This window comes from Hamadaea sp. NPDC050747 (assembly GCF_040654195.1).
Classification (GTDB): domain Bacteria; phylum Actinomycetota; class Actinomycetes; order Mycobacteriales; family Micromonosporaceae; genus Hamadaea.
Map to the genome: position 1 here is coordinate 135,364 of NZ_JBFAHM010000007.1, position 22,134 is coordinate 157,497.

Sequence of the window (22,134 nt, forward strand, 5' to 3'; positions counted from 1 at the left end):
TCTTGGGTGGTCTGCTCGGTCACGATACGAATTCTCCCAGATCGGCGGCGGCTTTCTCGCCGGAGGCTATGCAGATGGGGATGCCGACGCCGTCGAAGGCGGCTCCGGCCAGGACGACGGGCTTCGGCCCGGCGGCGAGCAACGAGCGGGCTTCGGCGACCCGGTCGACGTGGCCGGGGGCGTACTGGGGCAACGCACCGCCCCAGCGCGTCACGCGTACCGCCGAGGCAGCCGGCAATGGGCCGAGCACCTTGGCCAGGTCTGCCTGGACCGCGTCACCGAGGGCCTCGTCGGTCAGCGCGAGCGCGCCGATGTCGCCGTAGCGGCCGACGGAGACCCGGACCGCCGCCTCCGGCTCGCCCGACAGGTGCTCCCACTTGCGGGAGAAGAAGGTGGCGGCCTTGATCGACAGTCCCTGGTCGGCCGGGACGAGGAATCCGGTGAGTTCGGGCAGCTCCGCGCCGGGCAGCCGCAGGGTGACGAGCCCGACGCTCGCGTAGTCGAGTGCGCTCACCCGCTCGGCCACCTCCGCCGGCAGCAACGCCGCAGCCGGCTTGGCCGGGCAGGCCAGCACGTACGCGTCGGCGTCCAGCTCGTCGAGCGACCGCAACGGGCTTCCATAGTGGACGACGACGCCGAGGTCGAGCAGCCGCTGCGACAGCGCCTCCACCAGCAACGACAGTCCACCTCGGAGGGTGCCGAACACCGGGCCGCCCGCCGACCGCTTCACCAGCGAGGCCGCGACGCCGTCACGCAAGGTGTGCGCGGTCTGCAGCGCCGCGTACAGGTTCGGGATGGTGGCCCGCAGCGACAGCAGGTCGGCGCGACCGGCGTACACCCCGCCGAGCAGCGGGTCGACCAGGTGCTCCACCACCTCGCCGCCGAGCCGGGACCGCACCAGCTCGCCGACGGCCACGTCCTGCCCGGCCAGCACCGGTACGCCGAGATCACGGTCGTCGTCGGCCAGCGTCGCGACACCGTCCAGCGCGGCCGAGAACCCCGGTACGCCCATCAGCGTCCCCGGCGGCATGGACTGCAACCGGCCGCCGACCCACAGGCCCGCCGCGCCCAGCGCCGGATGCACCAACCGGTCGCTCAGGCCCAAGTCGGCGACCAACCGGGCGGCCCCACTGGGACCGCCGTCCGGCGTACGCATCAAGAACTGCTCGGCGCCGGTCTCGATCCCGTCGCCGGCCGTCTGGATCTTGCCGCCCAGCCGGGCGGTCGCCTCGACCACCGTCACGCGTACGCCGGACTCGGCGAGCCGCAGCGCGGCGGTCAGCCCGGCGATCCCGCCGCCGACGACAACGACGTGGCGGCTGCTCATCGCACGCTGATCTTGTGGACGAGTTCGACGATCCGGGTCAGCACCCCCGGATCGGCCTCCGGCGGTACGCCGTGCCCGAGATTGAAGACGTGCCCGGTGGCCGCCTCACCTTCGGCGAGCACTCGGCGTACCTCGTGGTCGACGACCTCCCACGGCGCGCCCAGCAACGCCGGGTCGAGGTTGCCCTGCACCGCCCGGGTTCGGGCCGGACCCGGCTCACCGCCGTCCAGTCGCAGATCCGCGACGTTCACGAGGGCGGCGGCCTGGTCGAGCGGCGTACGCCAGTCGACCCCGACGACGTCCGCGCCCGCCTCGGCCATCGCCGTGAGCAGGTGAGCCGTGCCGACGCCGAAGTGAATCCGGGGCACGACCGGGCCGATGTCCTGGAGGACCGCCGCCGAGTGCGGCAGCACGAAACGCCGGTAGTCGGCCTCGCTGAGAGCGCCCGCCCACGAGTCGAAGAGCTGGACCGCACTGGCTCCCGCGTCGATCTGCACCCGCAGGAACGTCGAGGTGATCTGGGCGAGCCGCTCGGCCAGACCGTGCCACAGGTGCGGGTCGCCGTGCATCAGCGCCTTGGTCTTGGCGTGCGTCTTCGAGGGCCCGCCCTCGATCAGGTAGCTGGCCAGCGTGAACGGCGCCCCGGCGAAGCCGATCAGCGGGGTGCCTTCCAGCCGCGGGATCAGCATCCGGACGGCTTCCTCCACAAAGGAGAGATCGGCCGGCTCGGCCCGCCCGATCCGAGCGAGGTCGGCGGTGGACCGGATGGGATCGGCGACCACGGGACCGGTCCCGGCGACGATCTCCACGCCGACCCCGGCTGCCGCGACGGGCACCACGATGTCGCTGTAGAACACCGCCGCGTCGACTCCGTGGCGGCGTACCGGCTGGAGGGTGATCTCGGTGACCAGATCCGGTCGGCGGCACGCCTCCAACATCGACAGGCCCGCCTCGGCCCGCAATTCGCGATACTCGGGCAGCGAACGCCCCGCCTGCCGCATGAACCAGACCGGGGTGTGCTCGACCGGCTCGCCGAGGCAGGCGCGGACGAAGACGGAGTCGGCCGGGTCAGCTGCAATGCTGGTCATTCCACAGATCGTGCCACGTTTCTCCCCGCCGTCGAGCGGTGGGGGCGCGCCGCTGAGGAGTACGCCACTCTGAGCGTGTGACAGCGCACGGCGTGCCGCACCACGCGGCGGAAGCCGATGCGCCCTAGGGTTGCGCTATGCCGACCACGCTTCGCACGCCACCGGACGTCTTCACCCGGGCGGTCGAAGCACTGCGATCCGCCCCGATCCGCCGGGAGATCTCCCTGGAAGAGGTCGGTGCGCCGACCCGGCTCGCGCCGTACGCCCACGCTCTGGGTGCCACCGTGCTCCGCGACGGCGAGGAGGTCGCGACGGGGCGGTTGATCCTGCTGCACGATCCGGCCGGTCACGAGGCCTGGCACGGGACGATGCGGCTGGTCACCTATGTGACCGCCGAACTCGAACCCGAGTACGCCGCCGACCCGCTGTTGCCGCAGGTCGGCTGGTCGTGGCTGGTGGACGCGCTGGACGCGCACACCGGGCCGGGCCGGGAGGAGGGCTACACCGCGATCGCCGGGACGGTCACGCAGACGCTGTCGACGCGGTTCGGCGACCTCGCCCGGGTAGCCGAGAGCGAGGAGCCGCCCGGCTCGCCGACCGCCGCCGACCTGGAGATCCGCGCGTCGTGGACGCCGCTGGGCGCGAATCTGGCCGATCACATGCTGGCCTGGTGCACGCTGCTGGCCTCGACCGCCGGGCTGCCGCCCGAGGGTGTGACCGCACTGCCCACCCGCCGCAAGGAAAGCTGAAACGGCAGCGGCCGGGATCCCCGTGGGAACCCCGGCCGCCGTTCGTGCAAGGAAAGTCAGCTCGTGGCGATCTGCGCGGCCTCGCAGGCCGCCCGCATCGCGGGGAAGGCCTTGTTGAACGCGGCCTGAGTGGTCGAGGACATCATCTTGTCCACCGCGTCGACGCAGGCGGAGAGCAGCTTCAGCTTCTCGGCGTTGGCGTTCTTCGCGCCCTCGAGATCCTGCTTCAGCTTCTCGGCCTCAGCCTTGGTCGTGGTCAGCTGAGCCTTGACGTCCTCGAGGTTCTTCGCGTCCGTCGCGGCCTGCGCGGCGGCGGCCTTCTCCTGCTTCGAGGCGTCGCTCGCCTTGACGAGGTAGAGCGTCGTCACCGTGCCGAGCGCCAGCACCAGCACGCCGACCAGGATGGACAGAACGAGGACCGCCGGGCCCTTCTTCGGCGCGGCCGGGCCGGCGGGCACCGCCGAGTACGGCGCACCGGCCGCGGGGTACGCCGACGTCGGGTAGGCAGGGCCCGCGGACACCGGCTGCGCCGGGACCGCGCTGGTCGGGTAGCCGGGGGGCGGCGTCACCGGCTGCGTGGGCGGCACGGCCGCGGCACCCTGCTGGTACGCGGGCTGCGCGGGCGGCTGCACGGCACCCTGCTGGTACGCGGGCGGCGCCGAAGGCTGCTGCACCGGCGGGTACGCCACGGTCGGCTGCTGCGCCGGAGCCGGAGCGGGGTACGCGGGCTGAGCGGGCTGGCTCGGCGGGGTCCACGGGGTCAGCGGGGCGGTGGCCTCAGCGGCCGGCTGCGCCGGGACGACCGGCTGGGCCGGCGACACCGGCTGGGTCGGGTCCGGCGAGGCCGGCGGCTGAGCGAACGGAGACTGCGAAGACTCCGGCTCGGGATGGGTCATGGGGGTTCCTCCGTGTGGGGTGGCGTCGGCTGATGGCCGTCGCCGTAGCTTGCGTCGCCGCCTCGTCGGCGGGCTAGCAGATCTTGAACTTGTCGCAGGCGATCTTGATCGGGATCGCCAGCCCGAGCCCCTCGGCATCGGTGAACTTCGCCGAGGCGATCCCGATGACCTCGTAGCTCGCGTTGATGACCGGGCCGCCCGAGTTGCCGGGGTTGATCGGCGCGTCGAACTGGATGTACGGCCCGTGCTGGGTGGTCTCCTCCCGGAAGGCGCTGACGACACCGCTGGTGACGGTGTCCTTCAGGCCCAGCGGCGAGCCGACGACCAGGATCTCCTGACCCGACTTGGACTCGGTCGCGGCGACCTTCAGACCGTCGATCTTCGCCGTCGTGTGCAACTGCGCGATGTCGGCCTTCTTGTCCCCGGCCACGACGGTCGCGTCGTACAACTGGTCGGCGTGCTCGATCTTGACCTTCTTGGTGCCGTCGTTCCAGACGTCCTCGATCACGTGGAAGTTGGTCAGCAGGTTGGTGCCGCCGTCGGAGGCGGCGGAGCCGACCGCGAACGCCGAGCCGATGCTTTCCGGCGTACGCACGCGGAACACGCTGGGCAGCGTCTTCGCGGCGATCTTCTCGGCGTTGAACTGCGTCGCCAGCTGGCTTTCCACCGCGTCGACCCGCTTGTCGGCGGCCGACACGTCGGCGGCGGCCTGGGCACGCGTACGGTCCAGCTCGTCACCGAGGCTGTTCAGCTGCAACGCCTGGAACGCGGTGACGCCGAGGAGCAGCACGACGAGGATCAGCGCGACCAGGCCGGGCCAGCTGACGCGGCGTACCGGGGTCGGGGGCGCGCCCACCGGCGGAATCGGCCCGGCCGGGAAACCGGACATCGGGGCGGTGGCCGGAACGGACGACGGCGGAACGGGCGGCGCATACGCCGGACGCTGGGTCACCGTGGGCTGCGTCACGTTGGGCTGCAGCACGGCCGGCTGGCCGACCGGCGGCTGGGCGATCGGCTGGGTCGGCTGCACCGGCTGGGCCGGCGCCATCGGCTGCGGAGCCGGGGCTTGGTAACCGGTACCGGTCACCGGCGGCGGCGCGTACGCCGGACGCTGGTTCGGAACGGGCGACTGGCCTGCCTGAGGAGGCTGACCGACCTGAGGCGACTGCGATGCCGGTTCCACCTTCGGTGGCTGCAATACTGGCTCCACCTTCGGTGGCTGCAATACTGGCTCCACCTTCGGTGGATAAGGGCCAGGCGGCGCATAAGGAGCCTGTGGTTGCGTCGGATCCGAGCCCGTCGTCATTGTCGAGAGCCTCCCCATTCGTGATCACCGACCCGCAGAAGGTACCGGTTACCGGCCATTCTGTCTTCCCCTTTCAAGCCCGGCATCGGCCGCGTTCCGAGTGAGGTTCGCAACTCGTCGGCTCGACGCGCCGCAGGGGCTGACCCACCACCGCAGGGCGTACCCGTAGGTTGTTCATGTGACCGACGACGAAACCGTGCTGCGGCGTCGAGTCCGCGCGCGCGACGGCGGCGGCAACTCCAACGACGCAGCGGCCCCGGAAGGGGTTCCACCCAAGCTGCTGACCGAGCCCGCCGAGGGGACTCCGCAGCCCGTGACCAGCCCCGCCGAGCTGGAGCAGGTGATCGCGAGGTTCGCGGCCGGGACCGGACCGGTGGCGATCGACGCCGAGCGGGCCTCCGGCTACCGCTACAGCCAGCGCGCCTACCTGGTGCAGCTACGCCGGCAGGGTGCGGGCACCACGCTGATCGACCCCGTCCCGTTGGGCGATCTGTCCGCTTTGGACGCCGCGCTCGCCGACGCCGAGTGGGTGTTGCACGCCGCCAGCCAGGATCTCCCCTGCCTGGCCGAGCTGGGCTTACGGCCGCGCAAGCTGTTCGACACCGAACTGGCCGCCCGGCTGGCCGGATTCGAGCGGGTCGGCCTGGCCGCACTGACCGAGAATCTGCTCGGTTTCACCCTGGAGAAGCATCACTCGGCCGCGGACTGGTCCAGCCGGCCGCTGCCCGAGTCGTGGCTGACCTATGCCGCGCTCGACGTCGAGCTGCTGGTCGAGTTGCGCGACGCGCTCGTCACCGTCCTGGCCGATCAGGGCAAGACCGAGTACGCCGACCAGGAGTTCGCCGCCCTCGTGGTGAGCGGGGCGCAGCCGCCGAAGCCGCGAACCGACCCCTGGCGGCGTACCTCCGGGATGCATCGCGTGCGGGGCGCCCGGGCCCAGGCCCGGGTCCGGGCCCTCTGGTACGCCCGCGACCAGATCGCCCAGCGCCGGGACACCGCGCCGGGCCGGGTTCTGCCCGACTCGTCGATCGTCGCGGCGGCCGAGATGGACCCGAAGTCCGAGCGGGAGCTGTTGCTGCTGCCCGGTTTCGGCGGGCGGTCGACCCGGCGGCTGGCCGGGACCTGGCTGGACGCGCTGTCCGAGGCGCGGGGGCTGCCCGACTCGGCGTTGCCGACGACGCCACCGTACGAGGGCCCGCCGCCACCGCACCGGTGGGCCGAGCGGGATCCGGCGGCGGCCGCCCGGCTGGTCCGCGCCCGCGAGGTTGTGGCCCACATCGCCGGTGAGCTGTCGATGCCGCCGGAGAACCTGATCACTCCGGAGTACGTGCGCCGCCTCGCCTGGGAGCCGCCCGCGGATCTGAGCACGGTGGCCGAGCTGCTGGCGAAGTTCGGCGCCCGGCCCTGGCAGCGCGAGTTGCTGGCGGACGAGCTGGCCAAGGCGCTCGCCCCGGCCGATGAGGGTGCGGGCGACGCGGAAACCTCACAGTGACCCGACCTACCGGGCGGTAACTACTCGCGGGTAACATCGGGAGTGTCCAACCACTCCTAGGAGGCGCTGTGCCCCGCAACGTCCGCGATGTCGTCTTCGTCGACGGCGTACGCACTCCGTTCGGCAAGGCCGGGGGTGTCTACGCGCAGACTCGCGCCGACGACCTCGTCATCCGATGCATCCGTGAACTGCTCGCCCGCAATCCGCAGCTGCCGCCCGAGCGCGTCGAGGAGGTGGCCGTCGCCGCGACCACCCAGATCGGCGACCAGGGCCTGACCCTCGGCCGGACCGCCTCCCTGCTGGCCGGCCTGCCCAAGACCACGCCCGGCTACTCGATCGACCGGATGTGCGCGGGCGCGATGACCGCGGTGACCACCGTCGCGGGCAGTATCGCGATGGGCGCCATCGACGTCGCGATCGCGGGCGGCGTGGAGCACATGGGCCGCCACCCGATGGGCGAAGGCGTCGACCCCAACCCGCGCTTCCTGGCCGAGAAGGTCGTCGACCAGTCCGCCCTCGTCATGGGATCGACGGCGGAGAACCTGCACGACCGTCTCCCCGAGGTCACCAAGGAGCGCGCAGACCGGTTCGGCCTGCGCTCGCAGGAGAAGACGGCCGCCGCGTACGCCGCGGGCAAGCTGCAGCCCGACCTGGTGCCGATCGCCGTCCGCGACGAGAACGGCGCCTGGGGCCTGTCGACTGTGGACGAAGCGCCCCGGCAGACCAGCCTGGAGAAGCTCGCAACCCTGAAGACCCCGTTCCGCCCGCACGGCCGGGTCACCGCGGGCAACGCCGCCGGCCTGAACGACGGCGCGACCGCCTGCCTGCTCGCCTCCGCCGAAGCGGCCGAGGAACTCGGCCTGCCGGTCGCGATGAAGCTGGTCAGTTATGGCTTCGTCGGCGTGGAGCCGGAGGTCATGGGCTACGGCCCGATCCCGTCCACCGAGAAGGCGCTCAAGGTCGCCGGGCTCACCATCGACGACATCGGCCTGTTCGAGCTGAACGAGGCGTTCGCCGTGCAGGTCCTGGCCTTCCTCGATCACTTCGGGATCAAAGACGACGATCCTCGGGTCAATCCGTGGGGTGGCTCCATCGCGGTCGGGCACCCGCTCGCGTCCAGCGGCGTACGCCTCATGACGCAGCTGGCCCGCCAGTTCGCCGAGCACCCCGAGGTCCGCTACGGCATCACCGCCATGTGCATCGGCATCGGCATGGGCGGCACGGTCATCTGGGAAAACCCGCAGTGGAACGGAGAGTCGAAGTGACCTTTCCCAACGAGGTCGTCACCCACGCGAAGCTTCGGCTCACCGCCGTACCGGGGCTGGCCAAGCCGGCCGCGATCATCACGCTCGACAACGGCTTCGACCACACCAAGCCCAACACCATGGGACCCGGTGGGCTGGCGAGCCTGAGCACCGCCATCGACGAGGCGCTCGCCGCCGATCCCGCGTTCCTCGCGGTCACCGGCAAGCCGTACATCTTCTGCGTCGGCGCCGACATCACCGGCATCCCGTTCGTCACCGAACGGTCCCAGGCCGCCGAGATCGAGGCCCTCGGCCACCAGGTGTACGCGAAACTGCGTACCGCGCCGGTGCCGACCTTCGCGTTCGTCAACGGAGCCGCGATGGGCGGTGGTCTGGAGCTGGCCCTGCACTGCCAGTACCGGACCCTGTCGGCCGGCGCGGCGGCGCTGTCGCTGCCCGAGGTCAGCCTGGGCCTGATCCCCGGCTGGGGCGGCTCCCAGCTGCTGCCGAACCTGATCGGCGTCGTCGGCGCGGCTCAGGTGATCGTGCAGAACCCGCTCATGATGAACAAGCAGCTCCGCCCGAAGCAGGCGGTCGAGCTGGGCATCGCCGACGCCCTCTTCGAACCGGCCGACTTCCTGGAGCGGTCGCTGCTGTGGGCGGCGTCCGTCGTCACTGGACAGACGACGGTCGAGCGTCCGGAGATCGACCGGGACATGTGGGACGCGGTCGTCTACTTCGCGCGTACCGAATTGGACAAGAAGATCCACGGCGCGTCGCCGGCGGCGACCAAGGCGCTGGACCTGCTGGCGCTGGCCAAGGACGGCGTGACCGAGGCGGGCCTGGCCGCGGAGCGCGAGGCGGCCACCGACCTGATCATGTCCGACGAGCTGCGGGCCGGCATCTACTCGTTCGACCTGGTGCAGCGGCGGGCCAAGCGCCCCGCCGGCGCTCCGGATCGCTCGCTCGCCCGGGACGTCACCAAGGTCGGCGTGGTCGGCGCGGGCCTGATGGCGTCGCAGCTGGCGCTGCTGTTCGCCCGCCGGCTCGAGGTGCCGGTGGTGATCACCGACCTCGACCAGGAGCGGGTGGACAAGGGTCTGGCCTACGTCCAGGCCGAGATCGCCAAGTCGGTGGCCAAGGGGCGGCTCACCGAGCTGAAGGCGGCCAAGCTGCGGACGCTGGTCACGGGCACCGTGGACAAGGCGGCCGGGTTCTCCGACGCCGACTTCGTCATCGAGGCCGTCTTCGAGGAGCTCGGCGTCAAGAAGAAGGTCTGGGCCGAGATCGAGGAGATCGTCTCGCCGGAGACGATCCTCGCGACCAACACCTCCTCGCTGTCGGTCAGCGCGATGGGCGCCGACCTGAAGCACCCGGAGCGGCTGGTCGGCTTCCACTTCTTCAACCCGGTCGCGGTGATGCCGCTGCTGGAGATCGTCCGGGCCGAGCACACGAACGACGTCACCCTGGCGACCGCGTTCGCGCTCGGCAAGCAGCTCAAGAAGTCGTGCGTCCTGGTGAAGGACGCGCCCGCGTTCGTCTTCAACCGCATCCTGACCCGGTTCTTCGGCGAGATCTACAACGCCATCGACCTGGGTACGCCGCTCGACGTGGCGAACACCGCGCTCGACCCGCTCGGCCTGCCGATGCGACCGCTGGAGCTGCTGCAGCTGGTCGGCCCGGCCGTCGCCGCGCACGTCGGCAAGACGATGCACGGGGCCTACCCGGACCGGTTCAAGGTCTCCCCCAGCATGGAGAAGATCGTGGCCGCCGGGCAGCCGCTGCTCGTCGACGACGAGATCAATCCGGCCGTGGTCGAGCTGCTGGCGGGCGGCCAGACTCCGCTCACCGCCGAAGAGGTACGCGAGCGCGCGCTCGCCGCCCTCGCCGAGGAGATCCGGATCATGCTGGACGAGGGCGTCGTGGCCGACTCGGCCGACATCGACCTCTGCCTGATCCTCGGTGGCGGCTGGCCGTTCTGGCTCGGCGGCATCACGCCGTACCTGGACCGGACCGGCGTCTCCGAGAAGGTCACCGGCCGCCGGTTCGCTCCGGCCGGAGTGGCGACCCTTCCCGCATAAGCCCCATCCCCCTTCCGCCGCGCGGCTCCCCGTGAGCCGCGCGGCACTTTCCTGCGCCGGGAACGACCGCCGTAGAGTCGATCTCATGACGACCGTGGACGCGTGCCTTCGGGACGGCCGGGGCGGCTCACCCACCGTCGTGCTGGCCGAGACGGGCCTGTCCGACGAGGAGCGCCGCACTCTCCCCGTCCACAGCGGAACGTCGCACGCCGTCTTCGTCGACGTCGGCGAGACCGAGGTGTCCCTGCGGTTCTTCACCAGCACGGGCGAATTGCCGTCGTGCGGGCACGGGACGGTCGCGGCGATGGCGTACCTGGCCGACCGGTTCGGCCGGCGGGACTTCCGGCTGCGTACGCGCGAACGCGCCTTCACCGGGTACGCCACGGACGACGCGTACTGGTTCGACGCCGGCCCGGTCGAGGTGCGGGAACCGGCCTCGGGCGAGTGCGACGGCGTACTCGAAGCGCTGGGCGCTGCTCCGGTGGCCGGACTGTGCGTGGCGTCCGTCGGACGGGCGCGGCTGCTCGTCCCGGTCGCCGACCCGGCCACCCTCGCCGGGCTGACCCCCGACCTCGATCGGCTGCGGACCGAGTGTGACCGCTTAGGACTGCTCGGCTGCTACGTATACAGCGTTCCGGCGGGCGGACGGGCCGCGGCTCGGATGTTCGCCCCGTCCATCGGCGTACCGGAGGACATCGCCAACGCCAACAGCACCAGTTGCCTGGCGGCGTACCTGGCCCAGGACGGCGACGTCTCGCTCACCGTGGACATGGGCGATGCTCTCGGCGTACCAGCCGCCATCAAAGCTGTCGCGCAGCGGAGCGAGACCGGACCGCGGGTGCGAGTGGGCGGCGCGGCGGCCGTCAGGTAGGCAGGCCGTTCTCCGCGGCCAGGACGCCGAGCAGATCGGCCAGCTGGCCGCGCTGGTCGGCCGTGAGCGAACCGGTCAGCTCGGCGTCGAAGTCCTGCGCGAGAGCGCCGCACTTCGCGAGCAGCTTGCGCCCCCGAGCGGTCAGCGTGAGCACCATCCGGCGCCGGTCCCCGGCATCCCTCGTCCGCGCGATCGCCCCGATCGCCTCCAGGTGATCGGCGAGCGCGACCAGCAGGCTCGGCGCGACGCCCATCAGGCCCGCCAGCTCCTGCTGACTGGCGGGCGGACCGGCGGCGAGCGCGGTCAGCACGCCGACGTGCTTGGGCTTGAGGTCCAGGTCGGCGAGCCTCGCCGTGAACCGTTCCGTGACCAGCGCGCCCAGCGTGCCGAGCCGGAAGGTCACGGTCGCCGGCATTCCGATGTCGCTCACGCCGGTAATGCTAGGGCCGAACGCTCGCGTGCTCCGGCGGACGCCACCGCGACCAGCCCCGACGCGCCGATCGCCAGCACGGTCCGGAGCAGGTGGAAGGTCACCCACGAGCTCTCGAACGTCTGCCGCAGCACGGCCGGATCGCCTGCCCTGGCCAGCTGACCGTTCAGAGGGACGTTGCCCAGCAAGGTCACCGCCGCAGTCCCCAGCGCGCAAGCGAGCGCGGCAGCCAGCAGGATCGCGGTACGCCGCTGCCGGCGATGCAGGACCAGGGCGACGACGCCGAGCACCACCGGCCCGCCGAAGATCAGCGCGAACGGGACACTCGGCGTGGCCGCGTTTACCGCACGCATCGTCACGACGAAGGTCTCGTCGTCGGTCTCGGCCAGCCCAGGCATCACCGTCAGTGCGTACGCGACGCAGAACCCGGCGTACAGGCCGGACAGGATCGTGGTGAGCCCGAGAACCCAGGTACGCGTCCGCATGATCACGCCACCGCCAGGTAGACCGCGGAAGCCAAGTGCACCAGCGCGCCGACCGATGACGCGACGGTCATGCCCCGGATGCGCCGCCGGAATCCGATGACGCCGTCGCCCGCCTGCACGAGCCCCAGCAACACCAACAGCGCGGTCAACGCCACGCCCTCTGGTCGCATCGCGAAGAGGACCAGCGCCACCGCACTCAGCGGAACCGCGCGGACGGCGTACGCCTGGGCGAAGAACATCACCCCGGGCGTCACCGCCTCAGCTGGACCGATCGCGAGGCTCGGACGGACCACCCCGAGCACGCCCGACAGCCCGGAGCCCAGGACCAGAAGGGCGTTCAGGATCAGAATCCCAGTCATCACACATCTCCAGAATCATTCTGTTGCTGAATGATTTAGAGCATGAATGATTTTGGGCGCGCCGTCAACCCCGCTCGGCAAGGCCACGAGCGCACCGGGGCCGGCGGCCGATTCGCTTCAGGACCTCGGCTTCGCGCTTTCCGGCGAGTCCTCATGGAGTGCGCGCACGCACGGGGTGGGTGATGAGATCGGTCATCTGGCGACGGGCCAAGTCGAGGCGGATCGCCTCGTCATTGTGCGGATCGGTCTCCATGGGGGCGATGGGCTCGCCCCGCACCACCACCATCGTGGGCTTGCGACGGAACACGCGCCCCAGTCCGGTCGGCTCGGTGAAGCGGATCGACAACGGCACGACTGGTACGCGCGCCTGGGCGGCGAGGTGGAACGCGCCTCGTTTGAAGGCGCGCAGGGTCGTGTCGTAGGGCTCGAGCTCCCCTTCCGGGAAGAAGTGCACGACGCGGCCTCGGGCGACGAGGAGTTCCAGCTCAGCGAAGAAGAGCGGTAGTCTCGACAGCTCGGTGGGCACGGCGATGCCGCCGAGCAGCCGGACGAGGCCGCCGTACCAGCGATTCTGGAGGTTGACGGGGGCCGAGGTGACCACGGGTCGACGGGGAAACAGGGCGATCGCGACCAGGGCGCTGTCGAGGAAGTGCACGTGGTTGCAGACCGTCACCGCCCCGCCGGACGGCGCCCGGCGGCTCTTGCGTTCGGTGCGTACGCCGAGGAGCAGGCGCGTCCACACGAACAGGGCGGGGATGGCGATCGCGTAGTAGAACGCGAACGATGCCAGCCGGTACGGCCAGTGGGCGTACCCAGCCGGGGTTTCCGGGGCGTCGCCGGCTTTCACGTACACCCGCTCGATCGCCTTGACGCTGCGGTCTACCTCGTAGAGGTCGCCGAGCTGGGCGTACGCCGTCGACGCCGCGGCGCGAGCGGCCGAATGCTCGATCCAGTAGTCGATCCGGTCGGCGAGCGAGGCCGGGTCGCCGGAGCGGAAGAGGTTCTCCGGACTGAGCGCGAACTGGCCGGTCGCACTGCGAGGGCTGTCGGAGATGACCGGGACGAGCCCGCAGGAGAACGCCTCCATGCAGGACAGTCCCTCGATCTCGACGTCGGAGGCGTGGACGTAGAGGTCGCAGGTTCGGATGAGGCCGATCAGCTCGTCCTGGGCGTAGTAGCCGAACCGGGCCGGGATCGGGAGTTTGGCGGCCAGGCGGCGCAGCCGCTTCTCGGTCGGCCCGTGCCCGGCGAAGCACACCTGGACACGGTCGGCGTGCCGGGCTCGCCTGATCGCCCGGATCAGCACGTCCTGCCGCTTCTCCGGGGAGAACCGGCCCACCATCAGGATCCGGAACGGCTCCGAGAAGCCGTCCCCCGGCTCGACGCCGCCCTCAACAGAAGACCCTGGCCGGAACGCCGCATCCACGCCGTTGGAGATCACGTGGAGCCGTGCCCGGTACCCGTGGCGGCGTAACTGGGCGGCGATGAAGGTCGACGGGCAGTGGATGTCGGCGAAGCGCCCGTAGAAGGTGAGGCGCAGCAGGAGATACACGAGATGCGCGGCCGGCCGGAACCAGCCCAGCCCGATGTTGTAAGTGACGTTCTCCGGCTGGATGTGGAACCCGGCGATGGCCGGTACGCCCAGCTCCCGGGCGATCCGCTCGGCGGCCCGGCCCAGCGGCCACGGCTGGTAGATGTGGACGACGTCCGCGCCTTTGATCGCCGTGGTGAGCACCTCGCGATCCGGCTTGGCGAACAGGGTGTTCTGCTGATGGGCCAGGCGGCTCGCGATCGGCACCACGAGTTCGGGGACGGCGAAGATCTCCAGGCCGGCGAGCGCCGGATCACCCGCTTCGGCCGGATCGTCGGGATCGCCGCAGGTCACCACGCGTACCGTGTGGCCGCGCTCGAGGAGCGCGGCGGCGAATCGGGTCGCCGACATGGTCGTCCCGTTGTTGTTGATGTTGAACGTGTCGATGACCAACGTGACGATCATTGGCGCGCCGCTACTCCTGGGTCGTTCCCCGCCGGCCCACGCCGCGTGGCCGACCTGGTCTACTCCCTCAACTGCCGAAGGCCGCCCCAGGCTGCGGATCAACGCATCGACGTCCAGGGATCTGGCGATATGAGGCCATCCTCACCAGCTCTTTCACTACATTGCGAAGAAAGTGTGGTTTTGACACTCGGGGGACGCCCATGGCGAAAGGGTTCAACGGCCGGATCGCACTCGACATCCGCGACTCGATCCCGGACTGGGACGCCTTCCTCCCGGACAAGCCTCCCCAGGGCGCGCCGAACGTGCTGGTGGTCCTGTACGACGACACCGGGTGTGCGGCGTGGTCGCCCTATGGCGGCCGGATCCAGATGCCGACCATGCAACGCCTCGCCGGGGGCAAGAACCACAACGTGCCGGTCGACGCGTGGACGATGGGGGCGTCGAAGAAGGAGTACGTGGACGTCGAGAAGCATTCCGCGGCGGCGATGGCCCGAGACTGATGACCCAGCTGGACGATGTACGCCGGTCGCCGGGGCAGGCGCTGATCCCGGGCGGCCGGTTCACCATGGGCTCCGACCGGCACTATCCGGAGGAGGCCCCGGCGCATCCGGTCGAGGTGAGCCCGTTCCTTCTCGATCCGCATCCGGTCACCAACAGCCAGTACGCCGAGTTCGTCGCCGCGACCGGGCACGTGACGCTGGCGGAGCGCGCACCCGATCCGGCCGACTATCCGGGGACGGACCCGGCTCTGCTCGTCCCCGCGTCGGCGGTCTTCACCCCGCCGTCGCACCCGGTCGACCTGCGCGACGCGTACCAGTGGTGGTCGCACGTGCCGGGCGCGGACTGGCGGCATCCCCGGGGCCTGGAGTCGGATCTGTCCGGTCTGGACGATCATCCGGTGGTCCACCTCGCCTACGCCGACGCGGTGGCGTACGCAAGCTGGGCGGGCAAGCGCCTGCCGACCGAGGCGGAGTGGGAGTTCGCCGCTCGCGGCGGTCACGACGGCCGCGAATACGCCTGGGGTGACGAGCTGACTCCGGGCGGCCGCCATCTCGCGAACGTGTGGCAGGGCGCGTTCCCGCACGTCAACGACGAGGCCGACGGCTGGTACTGGACCTCGCCGGTGGGTTCGTTCGCCGCGAACGACTACGGGCTCGCGGACATGATCGGCAACGTGTGGGAATGGACGTCCGACTGGTGGTCGGCACACAAACCGGCCGCCACGCCGTCCTGTTGCGGCACGCCCGCACCCCGCCACAACCCGACCGGCGGAAAGGAAGCGCTGAGCGTCGACCCGGCCACGCCTCTTGGTGAACGCCGCCCGCGCAAGGTGATGAAGGGCGGCTCCTACCTCTGCGCGCCGTCCTACTGCCGCCGCTACCGCCCGGCCGCGCGGCTGCCCCAGACCGTCGACACCAGCACCTGCCATCTCGGCTTCCGCTGCGCCGCCGACCTCGAATGACACATCGACGCTCGACATGCCCCGGCAGCGCACCTTCACCGTCACCGTGCTCGACGGCCGGGTCGCGCCGACGGTGGCCGCGGCTACGCGGCCTCGGCCTTGAGCAGGCTGCCCGCGGACCGGCGGGTATGCACCCAGGCGGGCAGCGCGGCGGTCGCCGCGATCCCCACGAGCATGGCCAGCGCGGCGAGGACCAGCGACGTCGCCGGCGGCGCGGGCATGTCGACGCTGACCATCCAGTAGAGGAAGAGTCCGGTCGGGATGCCGAGCGCGAGGCCGGGCAGCGCGGCGAGCACCTGGACGAAGCAGAGCGCCGTGACGACCTGACCGGGCGTGGCGCCCAGCGTGCGGGCGATGGTGAGGGTGCGTCGCGCCTGATTCGCCGTGCTCCACCCGAGCACCAGGGTGTTCAGGACGGACAGCGCCCCCAGGGCCAGCGTCACGCCGAGCAGCACCTGACTGAGCTCGATGGCCCGCACGTCGTCGAGCGTCGACACGCCGAAGCTCAGCGGCCTGATCGGCTCGGATCGGAAGATCACCAGCGCGGTGACCATCGCGGCCGTCGCCGCCGCCCCGAAGCAGGCCGACACCGCCCGGCCGGGACGACGGGCGAGCAGTTGCGCGCCGAGAAGCAGCGACGTGGGCAGATAGGCCAGCACGCCGGTGAGGCCGAAGGTCTGGGAGGGTGGCGCGGCGGCGTCGACCAGGGCGTCGACGGTGCTTCGCCGCGTGGCCCGGACGACCGGACCGACCGTCCCGGCCACCGCGACGAGGATCGCGAGCACGGCCGCGGCGATGATCGTGCCGGACGTGGGCGGGCTGACCCCGGTCAGCAGGCCGGAACTGGGATCGGTCAGTCCCGGCGCGACGACGGCGCCGACGGCCAACCCGAGGACGGTCGCGACCGCCGTCAGCGCCAGGTACTGCGCGAGCAGCACGGCCGCGATCGTGCCCGGAGTCGCTCCGACCGCCTTGAGCAGCCCCGCACGGCGGTTGTAACGGGAGGCCCGCAGTGCGACGAACGCGGCGAGCCCGACGGCAGCGGCGACGGCGATCAGCCAGCCGCCCACCACGAGCGTCGGCACGAGGAACCGCACCATCCGCTCGTCCTCCTCGACGACCTGCTGCCACGTGGCGTAATGAGTCCAGGTGTCGCCCCGGAAGTCGGTCCTGGAGACGGATTTCACGAACTTCTCCGTCGCAGCCGGATCGGCCAGCCGGAGGTACAGGAGACGGACGCCGACCGCACCGTCCGCCGTCGCCCGGGCGTCGGCCGCGGTCAGCCATACTTTGCCGCCCCGGTCCGTCGGCCCCCGCCCCTGGGCGTTGTCCGTCCCCGGGTAGACGCCGCTCGCCGTGCTGACGGCGACGCCGACCACGGTCAGATCGCGCCCGTTGACCGTCAGCACGTCGCCGACGCGTACGCCCAGCGCCCGGGCGAAGCCGCGCTCGATCACCGCACCACCGTCGCGCACCCAGGAACCGTCGGTGACGAGCGGCTGATCGACCGCCGCCGTCGTCGTCTCACGTCCCTCCACGGCGGAACGCACCTGATAGCCGCGTACGCGGATCGTCGTCGAGAAGGCGAAGAAGGGACCGGCGTATGCGACCACGCCAGGAGCGTGCGCGAGCTTCTCGGTGAGTCCCGGGTCCTGCACCAGCGTGGCGGTGACGTCGGGTCCGGCGGTGGCCTCCTTCGTGGCGACGTACGCCGTCTCCGTCGAAGAGGTCAGCGCCAGCCCCACCGCGAGCGTGGCGATCGCGACGGTGACGGCGATCAACGGGATCAGCGCCTCGATCGGATGACGGCGCAGATCGCGTACGGCGAGCCGCCAGATCACCAGCAGATGTCCCATCGGAGGTCAGCCCTCCCAGCTCAGCAGCGTGCCGAGGCGTACGCCGCCGGACGGCCTCCCGGAGCCGGCCGGGTGTCCGGTGTCGCTGGTGACCATGCCGTCGCGCATGGAGACGACTCGGTCGGCGGTCGCCGCCACCCGTTCGTCGTGGGTGACCAGGACGAGGGTCTGCCCCTGGGCCCGGAGCCCGGCGAAGAGCCGGAGGATCTCGTGCGTCGCGGCGCTGTCGAGGTTTCCGGTCGGCTCGTCGGCGAAGACCACCATCGGCTCGTTCACCAGGGCACGGGCGATCGCCACCCGCTGCCGCTGTCCGCCGGACAACTCGGACGGCAGCCGGCGTGCCCGGTCGGCGAGTCCGACCCGATCGAGCAGGGCGGCCGCCCGTCGCCGGGCCGTCCGCGGGGAGACCCCGGCCAGCAAGGCCGGGAGTTGGACGTTCTCCGCCGCCGTCAGCTCGTCCATCAAGTGGTATGCCTGGAAGACGAACCCGATCGCCGTGCGGCGCAGCCGGGCCAGCGCCCGCTCGCCGAAGTGGTCGATCCGCCGGCCGCCGAGCCACACCTCGCCGTCGCTCGGCCGGTCCAGCCCGCCGAGCAGCTGCAGCAGCGTGGACTTGCCGCACCCACTCGCCCCGATCACGGCCAGCGTCTGCCCGGCCGGGACCTCCAGGTCGACCTCGTCGACCGCACGGACCAGGCTCTCGTCTTCCCCGTACACCTTCGACAGACCGACCGCGCGCAGCATCGGCGTCGCCCCGTACTCCGTCATCCTTCCGCCTTTCCGACCCGGGCCGACCACACCCGTTCGCATTCGTCCAGCCAGCGCAGATCGGCCTGCATCCGCAGCGCGACGCCCTCCAGCAGCAGCCAGGGCTCGGAATCCGCGTCGTGGTCGAGCGCGGCCCGCTGCGCCTGCCCGAGGCCGCGCATCAGGTCCCGCCGCTGCGCCGCCACGAGCACGCGGGGGTCGGCCAGCCCGGACACCGCCGCGGCCACCAGCTTCAGGTGGAACTCCGCGACGTCCGGTTTGGCGCCGGCCGGTTCAGCCAGCCACTCGCCGACCCGGTCACGCCCGGACGGCGTCAACGCGTACACCTTGCGCCGTGGTCCCCGCGTCGGCACGTCCTCGCGTTCCTGCCGCACGAGCCCGGCCCGTTCCAGCCGCGTGAGTGTCACGTAGATCTGCCCGGCGTTGAGCGTCTCGCCCAGCGGCCCCAGCGCGGACGCCAGCCGCCGGCGCAGGTCGTAGCCGTGCGAGGGTTCCTTGACCAGCAGCGCCAGCACGACGTCCTGCACTGCCCGCCTCCTCTCCGCCCGCCCGCGTTTCCGACGCTCCAGGAGCGCGTTTCCGGACCGCCAATGTATAGCGGTTATCTAAAGAGTCGGCAACCCCCTCCCGACGCACAATGGCCGCCCGCCTTCCGGCGAACGGCCACTGTGCTGGGGGCTGGGACCGGTCCGGTCAGCGGACTCGCCGGTACGCCCGCATGGCGAAGAAGTAGGCGACGGCGGCGATGCCGACGCACCAGGCCAGCGCGACCCAGATGTCGTTGCCGACCGGCTGGTCGTGCAGCAGCGACTGCAGCGTCTCGACGATCGACGTGACGGGCTGGTTCTCCGCGAAGACGCGTACCGGGGTGGGCATGGTGTCGGTCGGGACGAACGCGGAGCTGATGAAGGGTAGGAAGATCAGCGGGTACGCGAACGCGCTCGCGCCGTCGATGGACTTCGCCGTCAGCCCGGGGATGACGGCCAGCCAGGTCAGCGCCAGGGTGAACAGGGCGAGGATGCCCGCCACCGCGAGCCAGGCCAGCACTCCGGCGCTGGAGCGGAAGCCCATGAGCAGGCCGATCCCGATGATGACGACGATCGAGATGGCGTTGGACACCATCGAGGTCAGCACATGCCCCCACAGCAGGGACGAACGGCCGATCGGCATCGAGGTGAACCGCGTGAACAGACCCGTCTGCACGTCGGAGAACAACCGGAACGCGGTGTACGAGATGCCGCTGGCGATGGCGATCAGCAGGATGCCGGGCAGCAGGTAGTTGACGTAATTGTCGGTGCCGGTCTGGATCGCGCCGCCGAAGACGTAGACGAACAACAGCATGAGCATGACCGGCGTGATCAGCACCGTGATGATGGTGTCCGGGCTGCGACCGATGTGGCGCATGGACCGCCCGAACAGTACGCCGGTGTCCCGTAGTGCCTTCATTACCGACCCGTCCTCTCACCGACGATGGCGAGGAAGATCTCCTCGAGGGATGGCTGCTTCTCGACGTACTCGACTGTCGCGGGCGGGAAGAGCTGCTTGAGCTGCTCCAGCGTCCCGTTGGCGATGATCCGCCCACCGTGCAGGATCGCGATCCGATCGGCGAGCTGCTCGGCCTCCTCCAGGTACTGAGTGGTCAGCAGGATCGTCGTACCGCTCTTGGCCAGCTCCTTCACGGTCTTCCACACCTCGATCCGGCCCTCCGGGTCGAGGCCGGTGGTCGGCTCGTCCAGGAAGATCACGGCCGGGGCTCCGACCAGGCTCATCGCGATATCGAGCCGGCGCGTCATGCCACCGGAGTAGGTGCCGGCCCGGCGGTCGGCCGCGTCCACCAGCCCGAACCGGTCGAGCAGCTCGGCCGCGACCTTCTTCGGGTTGGCGACCGCCCGGAGCTTGGCGATCAGCACCAGGTTCTCGCGCCCGGTGAGCATCGCGTCGACCGCCGCGAACTGGCCCGTCAGGCTGATGGCCTCCCGAACCTTGTCCGGCTGCCGGGCCACGTCGAACCCGGCCACGCGGATGGTGCCGGCGTCGGCCTTGAGCAGCGTCGCGCACGCCTTGATGGTGGTGGTCTTGCCGGCGCCGTTGGAGCCGAGCAGGGCGAAGATCTCGCCCCGCCGCACGTCGAAGTCGACGCCCTTCAACACCTCGACTCCCGTGAAGGACTTCTGCAAGCCCTCCACCTGAATCGCCTTGTCACTCATGGGGTGGTCCCTTCTCGGATCCGGGGTTCAGGAACGGTGGACGGTGATGTCGCCGTAGGAGGTGCGGCCGCGTACCTCGACGGTCTGGGCGGCGTCCTCGGGCTTGGTGGCGGTGTCGCTCATCAGGTTGCGTACGTGCCCGAACGAGGTGTTCACCTCCAGCCAGGCGGCGGTGCCGTCGGCGATGCCGATGTCCAGGCTGCCCATGGCGGTCCCGAGGACCACCGAGCCGCGGACGACCTCGCCGAGGCGAATGTTGCCGTTGGACGTCTTGGCGTCGACCCCGGCGCCGGCCTTCTCCACGGAGATGCTGCCGTTGGCCGCACGTACGCGCAGCTCACCGGTCACCGCGTCGATGGTGGTGTCGCCGTTGGAGTTCTTGATCGCCGCGCCGCCGTCGATCAGGCCGACCTGGACCTTGCCGCTGCCGGTGGAGATCTCCGCGGCCCCGGTGACTCCGTCGACGGTGACCTGACCGGCGCCGGTGCTCAGGTGGAGCGGACCGGTCAGCTCCAGCCAGGTGTCGCCCGCCCCGGTCTTGACCCGGCACTCCCCGATCCGGCCGATGCCGCGGACGTCGCCCGCCTGCAGGTCGGCGACGAGGTGCGAGCCCGTGGGCACGTCGATGGCCACGTCGACGGACCGGGTCTTGCGGGAGAAGTCGAGCTTCCGCTTCGGGCCCGTCACGCGGAGCTGACCGTTGCTGTAGTCCACCCGGATCTGCTGGGCGGCCTTCACGTCGGACTCGTCGGTCTCGTCGCTGGGGCGTACCTCGACGACGGTGTCGGTGCGGTCGCTGGCGGTGATCCGCACGTGGCCGAAGCCGAGGTCGACGGTGACGGTGATCGATTCGGGCGTCTCGAAAGTTGGCATGGTGGTCCCCTCATCACGGGTCGGTGAACTGTCCCCGCAGGCCGGGGACGTGGTGGCGAAAGTCGTCGGTGGACGGTGCGGCTAGCGCACCCAGCCGGTGAAGCTCTGCTTGGACCGCCCGCCCGCGCCGAGCGGATCCGGGCGCTGCTCGCGCTCCGGTCGCTGCAGAGCGGCCGCGGCCGACCGCACCAGCCAGGCGTTGACGGAGCGGCCCTCCTTCGCGGCGGCCTCCTCGATCGCCGCCTTGAGCTGCTCCGGCAGGCGTACGTTGATGCGGGCCGACGGGCCGTCCTCGGCGAACAGCGGATCGCCGTCGGCCGCGCGGTCGGTCGCCGACGTGGCGGCCTCGGACGGCACGGCAGACATCTCGGCCGGCGGCAGGGTCACGACGAACTCCGGGTCGCGTCCTCGCAGGCGCAGCTCGACCGAGCCCGGAGCCAGGTCCCGGGTGATGTCGTCGGCGGCGGCCGACAGGGTCTCCAGGAGCGTCATCCGGATCGCCGACTCGATCGAGCCGGTGAGCCGTTCGACCAGCGCACGCGCCTCGTCGCCGCCGCTTTCGGCGAGAGTCGCGAACTCGCGGCCGAGGTTGTTCACATACGTGGTCAAGTCCATGGCACCACTATGGCACACGCATGGCACCA

General features: G+C 71.0%; 22 protein-coding genes. 7 read left to right on the plus strand and 15 right to left on the minus strand.

Translation table 11 applies throughout. The features are described 5' to 3' along the window. Positions 1-19: 19 nt before the first annotated feature. Together hemG and hemE are read right to left on the minus strand one after the other, a co-directional pair. Entirely contained in the window at positions 20-1,327 is a 1,308-nt protein-coding gene (gene hemG, locus AB0H43_RS17975) for a protoporphyrinogen oxidase (protein ID WP_360000484.1), read from the minus strand. Then, complete coding sequence (hemE, locus tag AB0H43_RS17980) at positions 1,324-2,415, minus strand: uroporphyrinogen decarboxylase (RefSeq protein WP_360000485.1); 1,092 nt, start codon at positions 2,413-2,415, stop codon at positions 1,324-1,326. The genes hemG and hemE overlap by 4 nt, the downstream gene beginning before the upstream one ends. A 137-nt stretch (positions 2,416-2,552) precedes the next feature. Here hemE and AB0H43_RS17985 point away from each other — a divergent pair, with 137 nt between their 5' ends. Next, a complete protein-coding gene (locus AB0H43_RS17985) occupies positions 2,553-3,164 on the plus strand; it encodes a DUF3000 domain-containing protein (protein ID WP_360000486.1) in 612 nt (203 codons plus the stop codon). 56 nt (positions 3,165-3,220) lie between these two features. Here the strand turns inward: AB0H43_RS17985 and AB0H43_RS17990 are convergent, their stop codons facing one another. Both AB0H43_RS17990 and AB0H43_RS17995 read right to left on the minus strand, forming a co-directional pair. Further along, positions 3,221-4,060, minus strand: coding sequence for a hypothetical protein (locus AB0H43_RS17990; protein WP_360000487.1), 840 nt, complete (start codon positions 4,058-4,060; stop codon positions 3,221-3,223). Between the two features lie 73 nt (positions 4,061-4,133). After that, entirely contained in the window at positions 4,134-5,147 is a 1,014-nt protein-coding gene (locus AB0H43_RS17995; protein ID WP_360000488.1) for a trypsin-like peptidase domain-containing protein, read from the minus strand. A 496-nt stretch (positions 5,148-5,643) separates the two neighbouring features. On the opposite strand from AB0H43_RS17995, the gene AB0H43_RS18000 reads away from it, so the two are divergent. From AB0H43_RS18000 to AB0H43_RS18015, 4 genes are all read left to right on the plus strand, one after another. Then, entirely contained in the window at positions 5,644-6,858 is a 1,215-nt protein-coding gene (locus AB0H43_RS18000) for an HRDC domain-containing protein (RefSeq protein ID WP_360000873.1), read from the plus strand. 68 nt (positions 6,859-6,926) lie between these two features. After that, positions 6,927-8,123, plus strand: a complete 1,197-nt coding sequence (locus tag AB0H43_RS18005; RefSeq protein WP_360000489.1) for a thiolase family protein — start codon at positions 6,927-6,929, stop codon at positions 8,121-8,123. Beyond that, a complete protein-coding gene (locus tag AB0H43_RS18010) occupies positions 8,102-10,183 on the plus strand; it encodes a 3-hydroxyacyl-CoA dehydrogenase NAD-binding domain-containing protein (RefSeq protein WP_360000490.1) in 2,082 nt (693 codons plus the stop codon). Before AB0H43_RS18005 ends, AB0H43_RS18010 begins: the two co-directional genes overlap by 22 nt. A gap of 85 nt (positions 10,184-10,268) precedes the next feature. After that, on the plus strand, positions 10,269-11,054 hold the full coding sequence (locus tag AB0H43_RS18015) for a PhzF family phenazine biosynthesis protein (protein ID WP_360000491.1): 786 nt from the start codon (positions 10,269-10,271) through the stop codon (positions 11,052-11,054). On the opposite strand, the gene AB0H43_RS18020 is transcribed toward AB0H43_RS18015, so the two are convergent. From AB0H43_RS18020 to AB0H43_RS18035, 4 genes are all read right to left on the minus strand, one after another. Then, a complete protein-coding gene (locus AB0H43_RS18020) occupies positions 11,047-11,484 on the minus strand; it encodes a MarR family transcriptional regulator (protein ID WP_360000492.1) in 438 nt (145 codons plus the stop codon). The two genes, AB0H43_RS18015 and AB0H43_RS18020, sit on opposite strands and share 8 nt — an antisense overlap. Next, positions 11,481-11,969 carry a DUF1772 domain-containing protein gene (locus AB0H43_RS18025; protein ID WP_360000493.1) on the minus strand — a complete coding sequence of 163 codons (489 nt, stop codon included), beginning with the start codon at positions 11,967-11,969 and terminating at the stop codon, positions 11,481-11,483. The genes AB0H43_RS18020 and AB0H43_RS18025 overlap by 4 nt, the downstream gene beginning before the upstream one ends. A 2-nt stretch (positions 11,970-11,971) precedes the next feature. After that, positions 11,972-12,328: a hypothetical protein gene (locus AB0H43_RS18030; protein WP_360000494.1), complete on the minus strand. Its 357-nt coding sequence runs from the start codon at positions 12,326-12,328 to the stop codon at positions 11,972-11,974. Between the two features lie 151 nt (positions 12,329-12,479). Next, a complete protein-coding gene (locus AB0H43_RS18035) occupies positions 12,480-14,324 on the minus strand; it encodes a glycosyltransferase (RefSeq protein WP_360000495.1) in 1,845 nt (614 codons plus the stop codon). 200 nt (positions 14,325-14,524) lie between these two features. Between AB0H43_RS18035 and AB0H43_RS18040 the strand changes: the two genes are divergently transcribed. Continuing rightward, entirely contained in the window at positions 14,525-14,824 is a 300-nt protein-coding gene (locus tag AB0H43_RS18040) for a hypothetical protein (protein WP_360000496.1), read from the plus strand. Beyond that, on the plus strand, positions 14,824-15,786 hold the full coding sequence (locus tag AB0H43_RS18045; RefSeq protein WP_360000497.1) for a formylglycine-generating enzyme family protein: 963 nt from the start codon (positions 14,824-14,826) through the stop codon (positions 15,784-15,786). Before AB0H43_RS18040 ends, AB0H43_RS18045 begins: the two co-directional genes overlap by 1 nt. 83 nt (positions 15,787-15,869) lie before the next feature. Here the strand turns inward: AB0H43_RS18045 and AB0H43_RS18050 are convergent, their stop codons facing one another. From AB0H43_RS18050 to AB0H43_RS18080, 7 genes are all read right to left on the minus strand, one after another. Next, on the minus strand, positions 15,870-17,642 hold the full coding sequence (locus tag AB0H43_RS18050; RefSeq protein ID WP_360000498.1) for an FtsX-like permease family protein: 1,773 nt from the start codon (positions 17,640-17,642) through the stop codon (positions 15,870-15,872). Positions 17,643-17,648: 6 nt separating this feature from the next. Further along, positions 17,649-18,410 (minus strand): ABC transporter ATP-binding protein, encoded by a 762-nt coding sequence (locus AB0H43_RS18055; protein ID WP_360000499.1) that lies wholly within the window; start codon positions 18,408-18,410, stop codon positions 17,649-17,651. Beyond that, a complete protein-coding gene (locus AB0H43_RS18060) occupies positions 18,407-18,937 on the minus strand; it encodes a PadR family transcriptional regulator (protein WP_360000500.1) in 531 nt (176 codons plus the stop codon). Before AB0H43_RS18060 ends, AB0H43_RS18055 begins: the two co-directional genes overlap by 4 nt. Before the next feature lie 166 nt (positions 18,938-19,103). Continuing rightward, positions 19,104-19,856: an ABC transporter permease gene (locus tag AB0H43_RS18065; protein WP_360000501.1), complete on the minus strand. Its 753-nt coding sequence runs from the start codon at positions 19,854-19,856 to the stop codon at positions 19,104-19,106. Next, on the minus strand, positions 19,856-20,617 hold the full coding sequence (locus AB0H43_RS18070; protein ID WP_360000502.1) for an ATP-binding cassette domain-containing protein: 762 nt from the start codon (positions 20,615-20,617) through the stop codon (positions 19,856-19,858). Before AB0H43_RS18070 ends, AB0H43_RS18065 begins: the two co-directional genes overlap by 1 nt. 27 nt (positions 20,618-20,644) lie before the next feature. Further along, positions 20,645-21,490, minus strand: coding sequence for a DUF4097 family beta strand repeat-containing protein (locus AB0H43_RS18075; RefSeq protein ID WP_360000503.1), 846 nt, complete (start codon positions 21,488-21,490; stop codon positions 20,645-20,647). A gap of 81 nt (positions 21,491-21,571) precedes the next feature. Then, positions 21,572-22,105: a YlcI/YnfO family protein gene (locus AB0H43_RS18080; protein WP_360000504.1), complete on the minus strand. Its 534-nt coding sequence runs from the start codon at positions 22,103-22,105 to the stop codon at positions 21,572-21,574. Positions 22,106-22,134 lie beyond the last annotated feature (29 nt).

What these genes read in the sequence shown, in the direction of transcription:
- hemG (WP_360000484.1), bottom strand. Translation starts at nt 1,327, where the DNA reads ATGAGCAGCCGCCACGTCGTTGTCGTCGGCGGCGGGATCGCCGGGCTG.
- hemE (WP_360000485.1), bottom strand. Translation starts at nt 2,415, where the DNA reads ATGACCAGCATTGCAGCTGACCCGGCCGACTCCGTCTTCGTCCGCGCC.
- AB0H43_RS17985 (WP_360000486.1), top strand. Translation starts at nt 2,553, where the DNA reads ATGCCGACCACGCTTCGCACGCCACCGGACGTCTTCACCCGGGCGGTC.
- AB0H43_RS17990 (WP_360000487.1), bottom strand. Translation starts at nt 4,060, where the DNA reads ATGACCCATCCCGAGCCGGAGTCTTCGCAGTCTCCGTTCGCTCAGCCG.
- AB0H43_RS18015 (WP_360000491.1), top strand. Translation starts at nt 10,269, where the DNA reads ATGACGACCGTGGACGCGTGCCTTCGGGACGGCCGGGGCGGCTCACCC.
- AB0H43_RS18025 (WP_360000493.1), bottom strand. Translation starts at nt 11,969, where the DNA reads ATGCGGACGCGTACCTGGGTTCTCGGGCTCACCACGATCCTGTCCGGC.
- AB0H43_RS18030 (WP_360000494.1), bottom strand. Translation starts at nt 12,328, where the DNA reads ATGACTGGGATTCTGATCCTGAACGCCCTTCTGGTCCTGGGCTCCGGG.
- AB0H43_RS18035 (WP_360000495.1), bottom strand. Translation starts at nt 14,324, where the DNA reads ATGATCGTCACGTTGGTCATCGACACGTTCAACATCAACAACAACGGG.
- AB0H43_RS18040 (WP_360000496.1), top strand. Translation starts at nt 14,525, where the DNA reads ATGGCGAAAGGGTTCAACGGCCGGATCGCACTCGACATCCGCGACTCG.
- AB0H43_RS18045 (WP_360000497.1), top strand. Translation starts at nt 14,824, where the DNA reads ATGACCCAGCTGGACGATGTACGCCGGTCGCCGGGGCAGGCGCTGATC.
- AB0H43_RS18050 (WP_360000498.1), bottom strand. Translation starts at nt 17,642, where the DNA reads ATGGGACATCTGCTGGTGATCTGGCGGCTCGCCGTACGCGATCTGCGC.
- AB0H43_RS18055 (WP_360000499.1), bottom strand. Translation starts at nt 18,410, where the DNA reads ATGACGGAGTACGGGGCGACGCCGATGCTGCGCGCGGTCGGTCTGTCG.
- AB0H43_RS18065 (WP_360000501.1), bottom strand. Translation starts at nt 19,856, where the DNA reads ATGAAGGCACTACGGGACACCGGCGTACTGTTCGGGCGGTCCATGCGC.
- AB0H43_RS18070 (WP_360000502.1), bottom strand. Translation starts at nt 20,617, where the DNA reads ATGAGTGACAAGGCGATTCAGGTGGAGGGCTTGCAGAAGTCCTTCACG.
- AB0H43_RS18075 (WP_360000503.1), bottom strand. Translation starts at nt 21,490, where the DNA reads ATGCCAACTTTCGAGACGCCCGAATCGATCACCGTCACCGTCGACCTC.
- AB0H43_RS18080 (WP_360000504.1), bottom strand. Translation starts at nt 22,105, where the DNA reads ATGGACTTGACCACGTATGTGAACAACCTCGGCCGCGAGTTCGCGACT.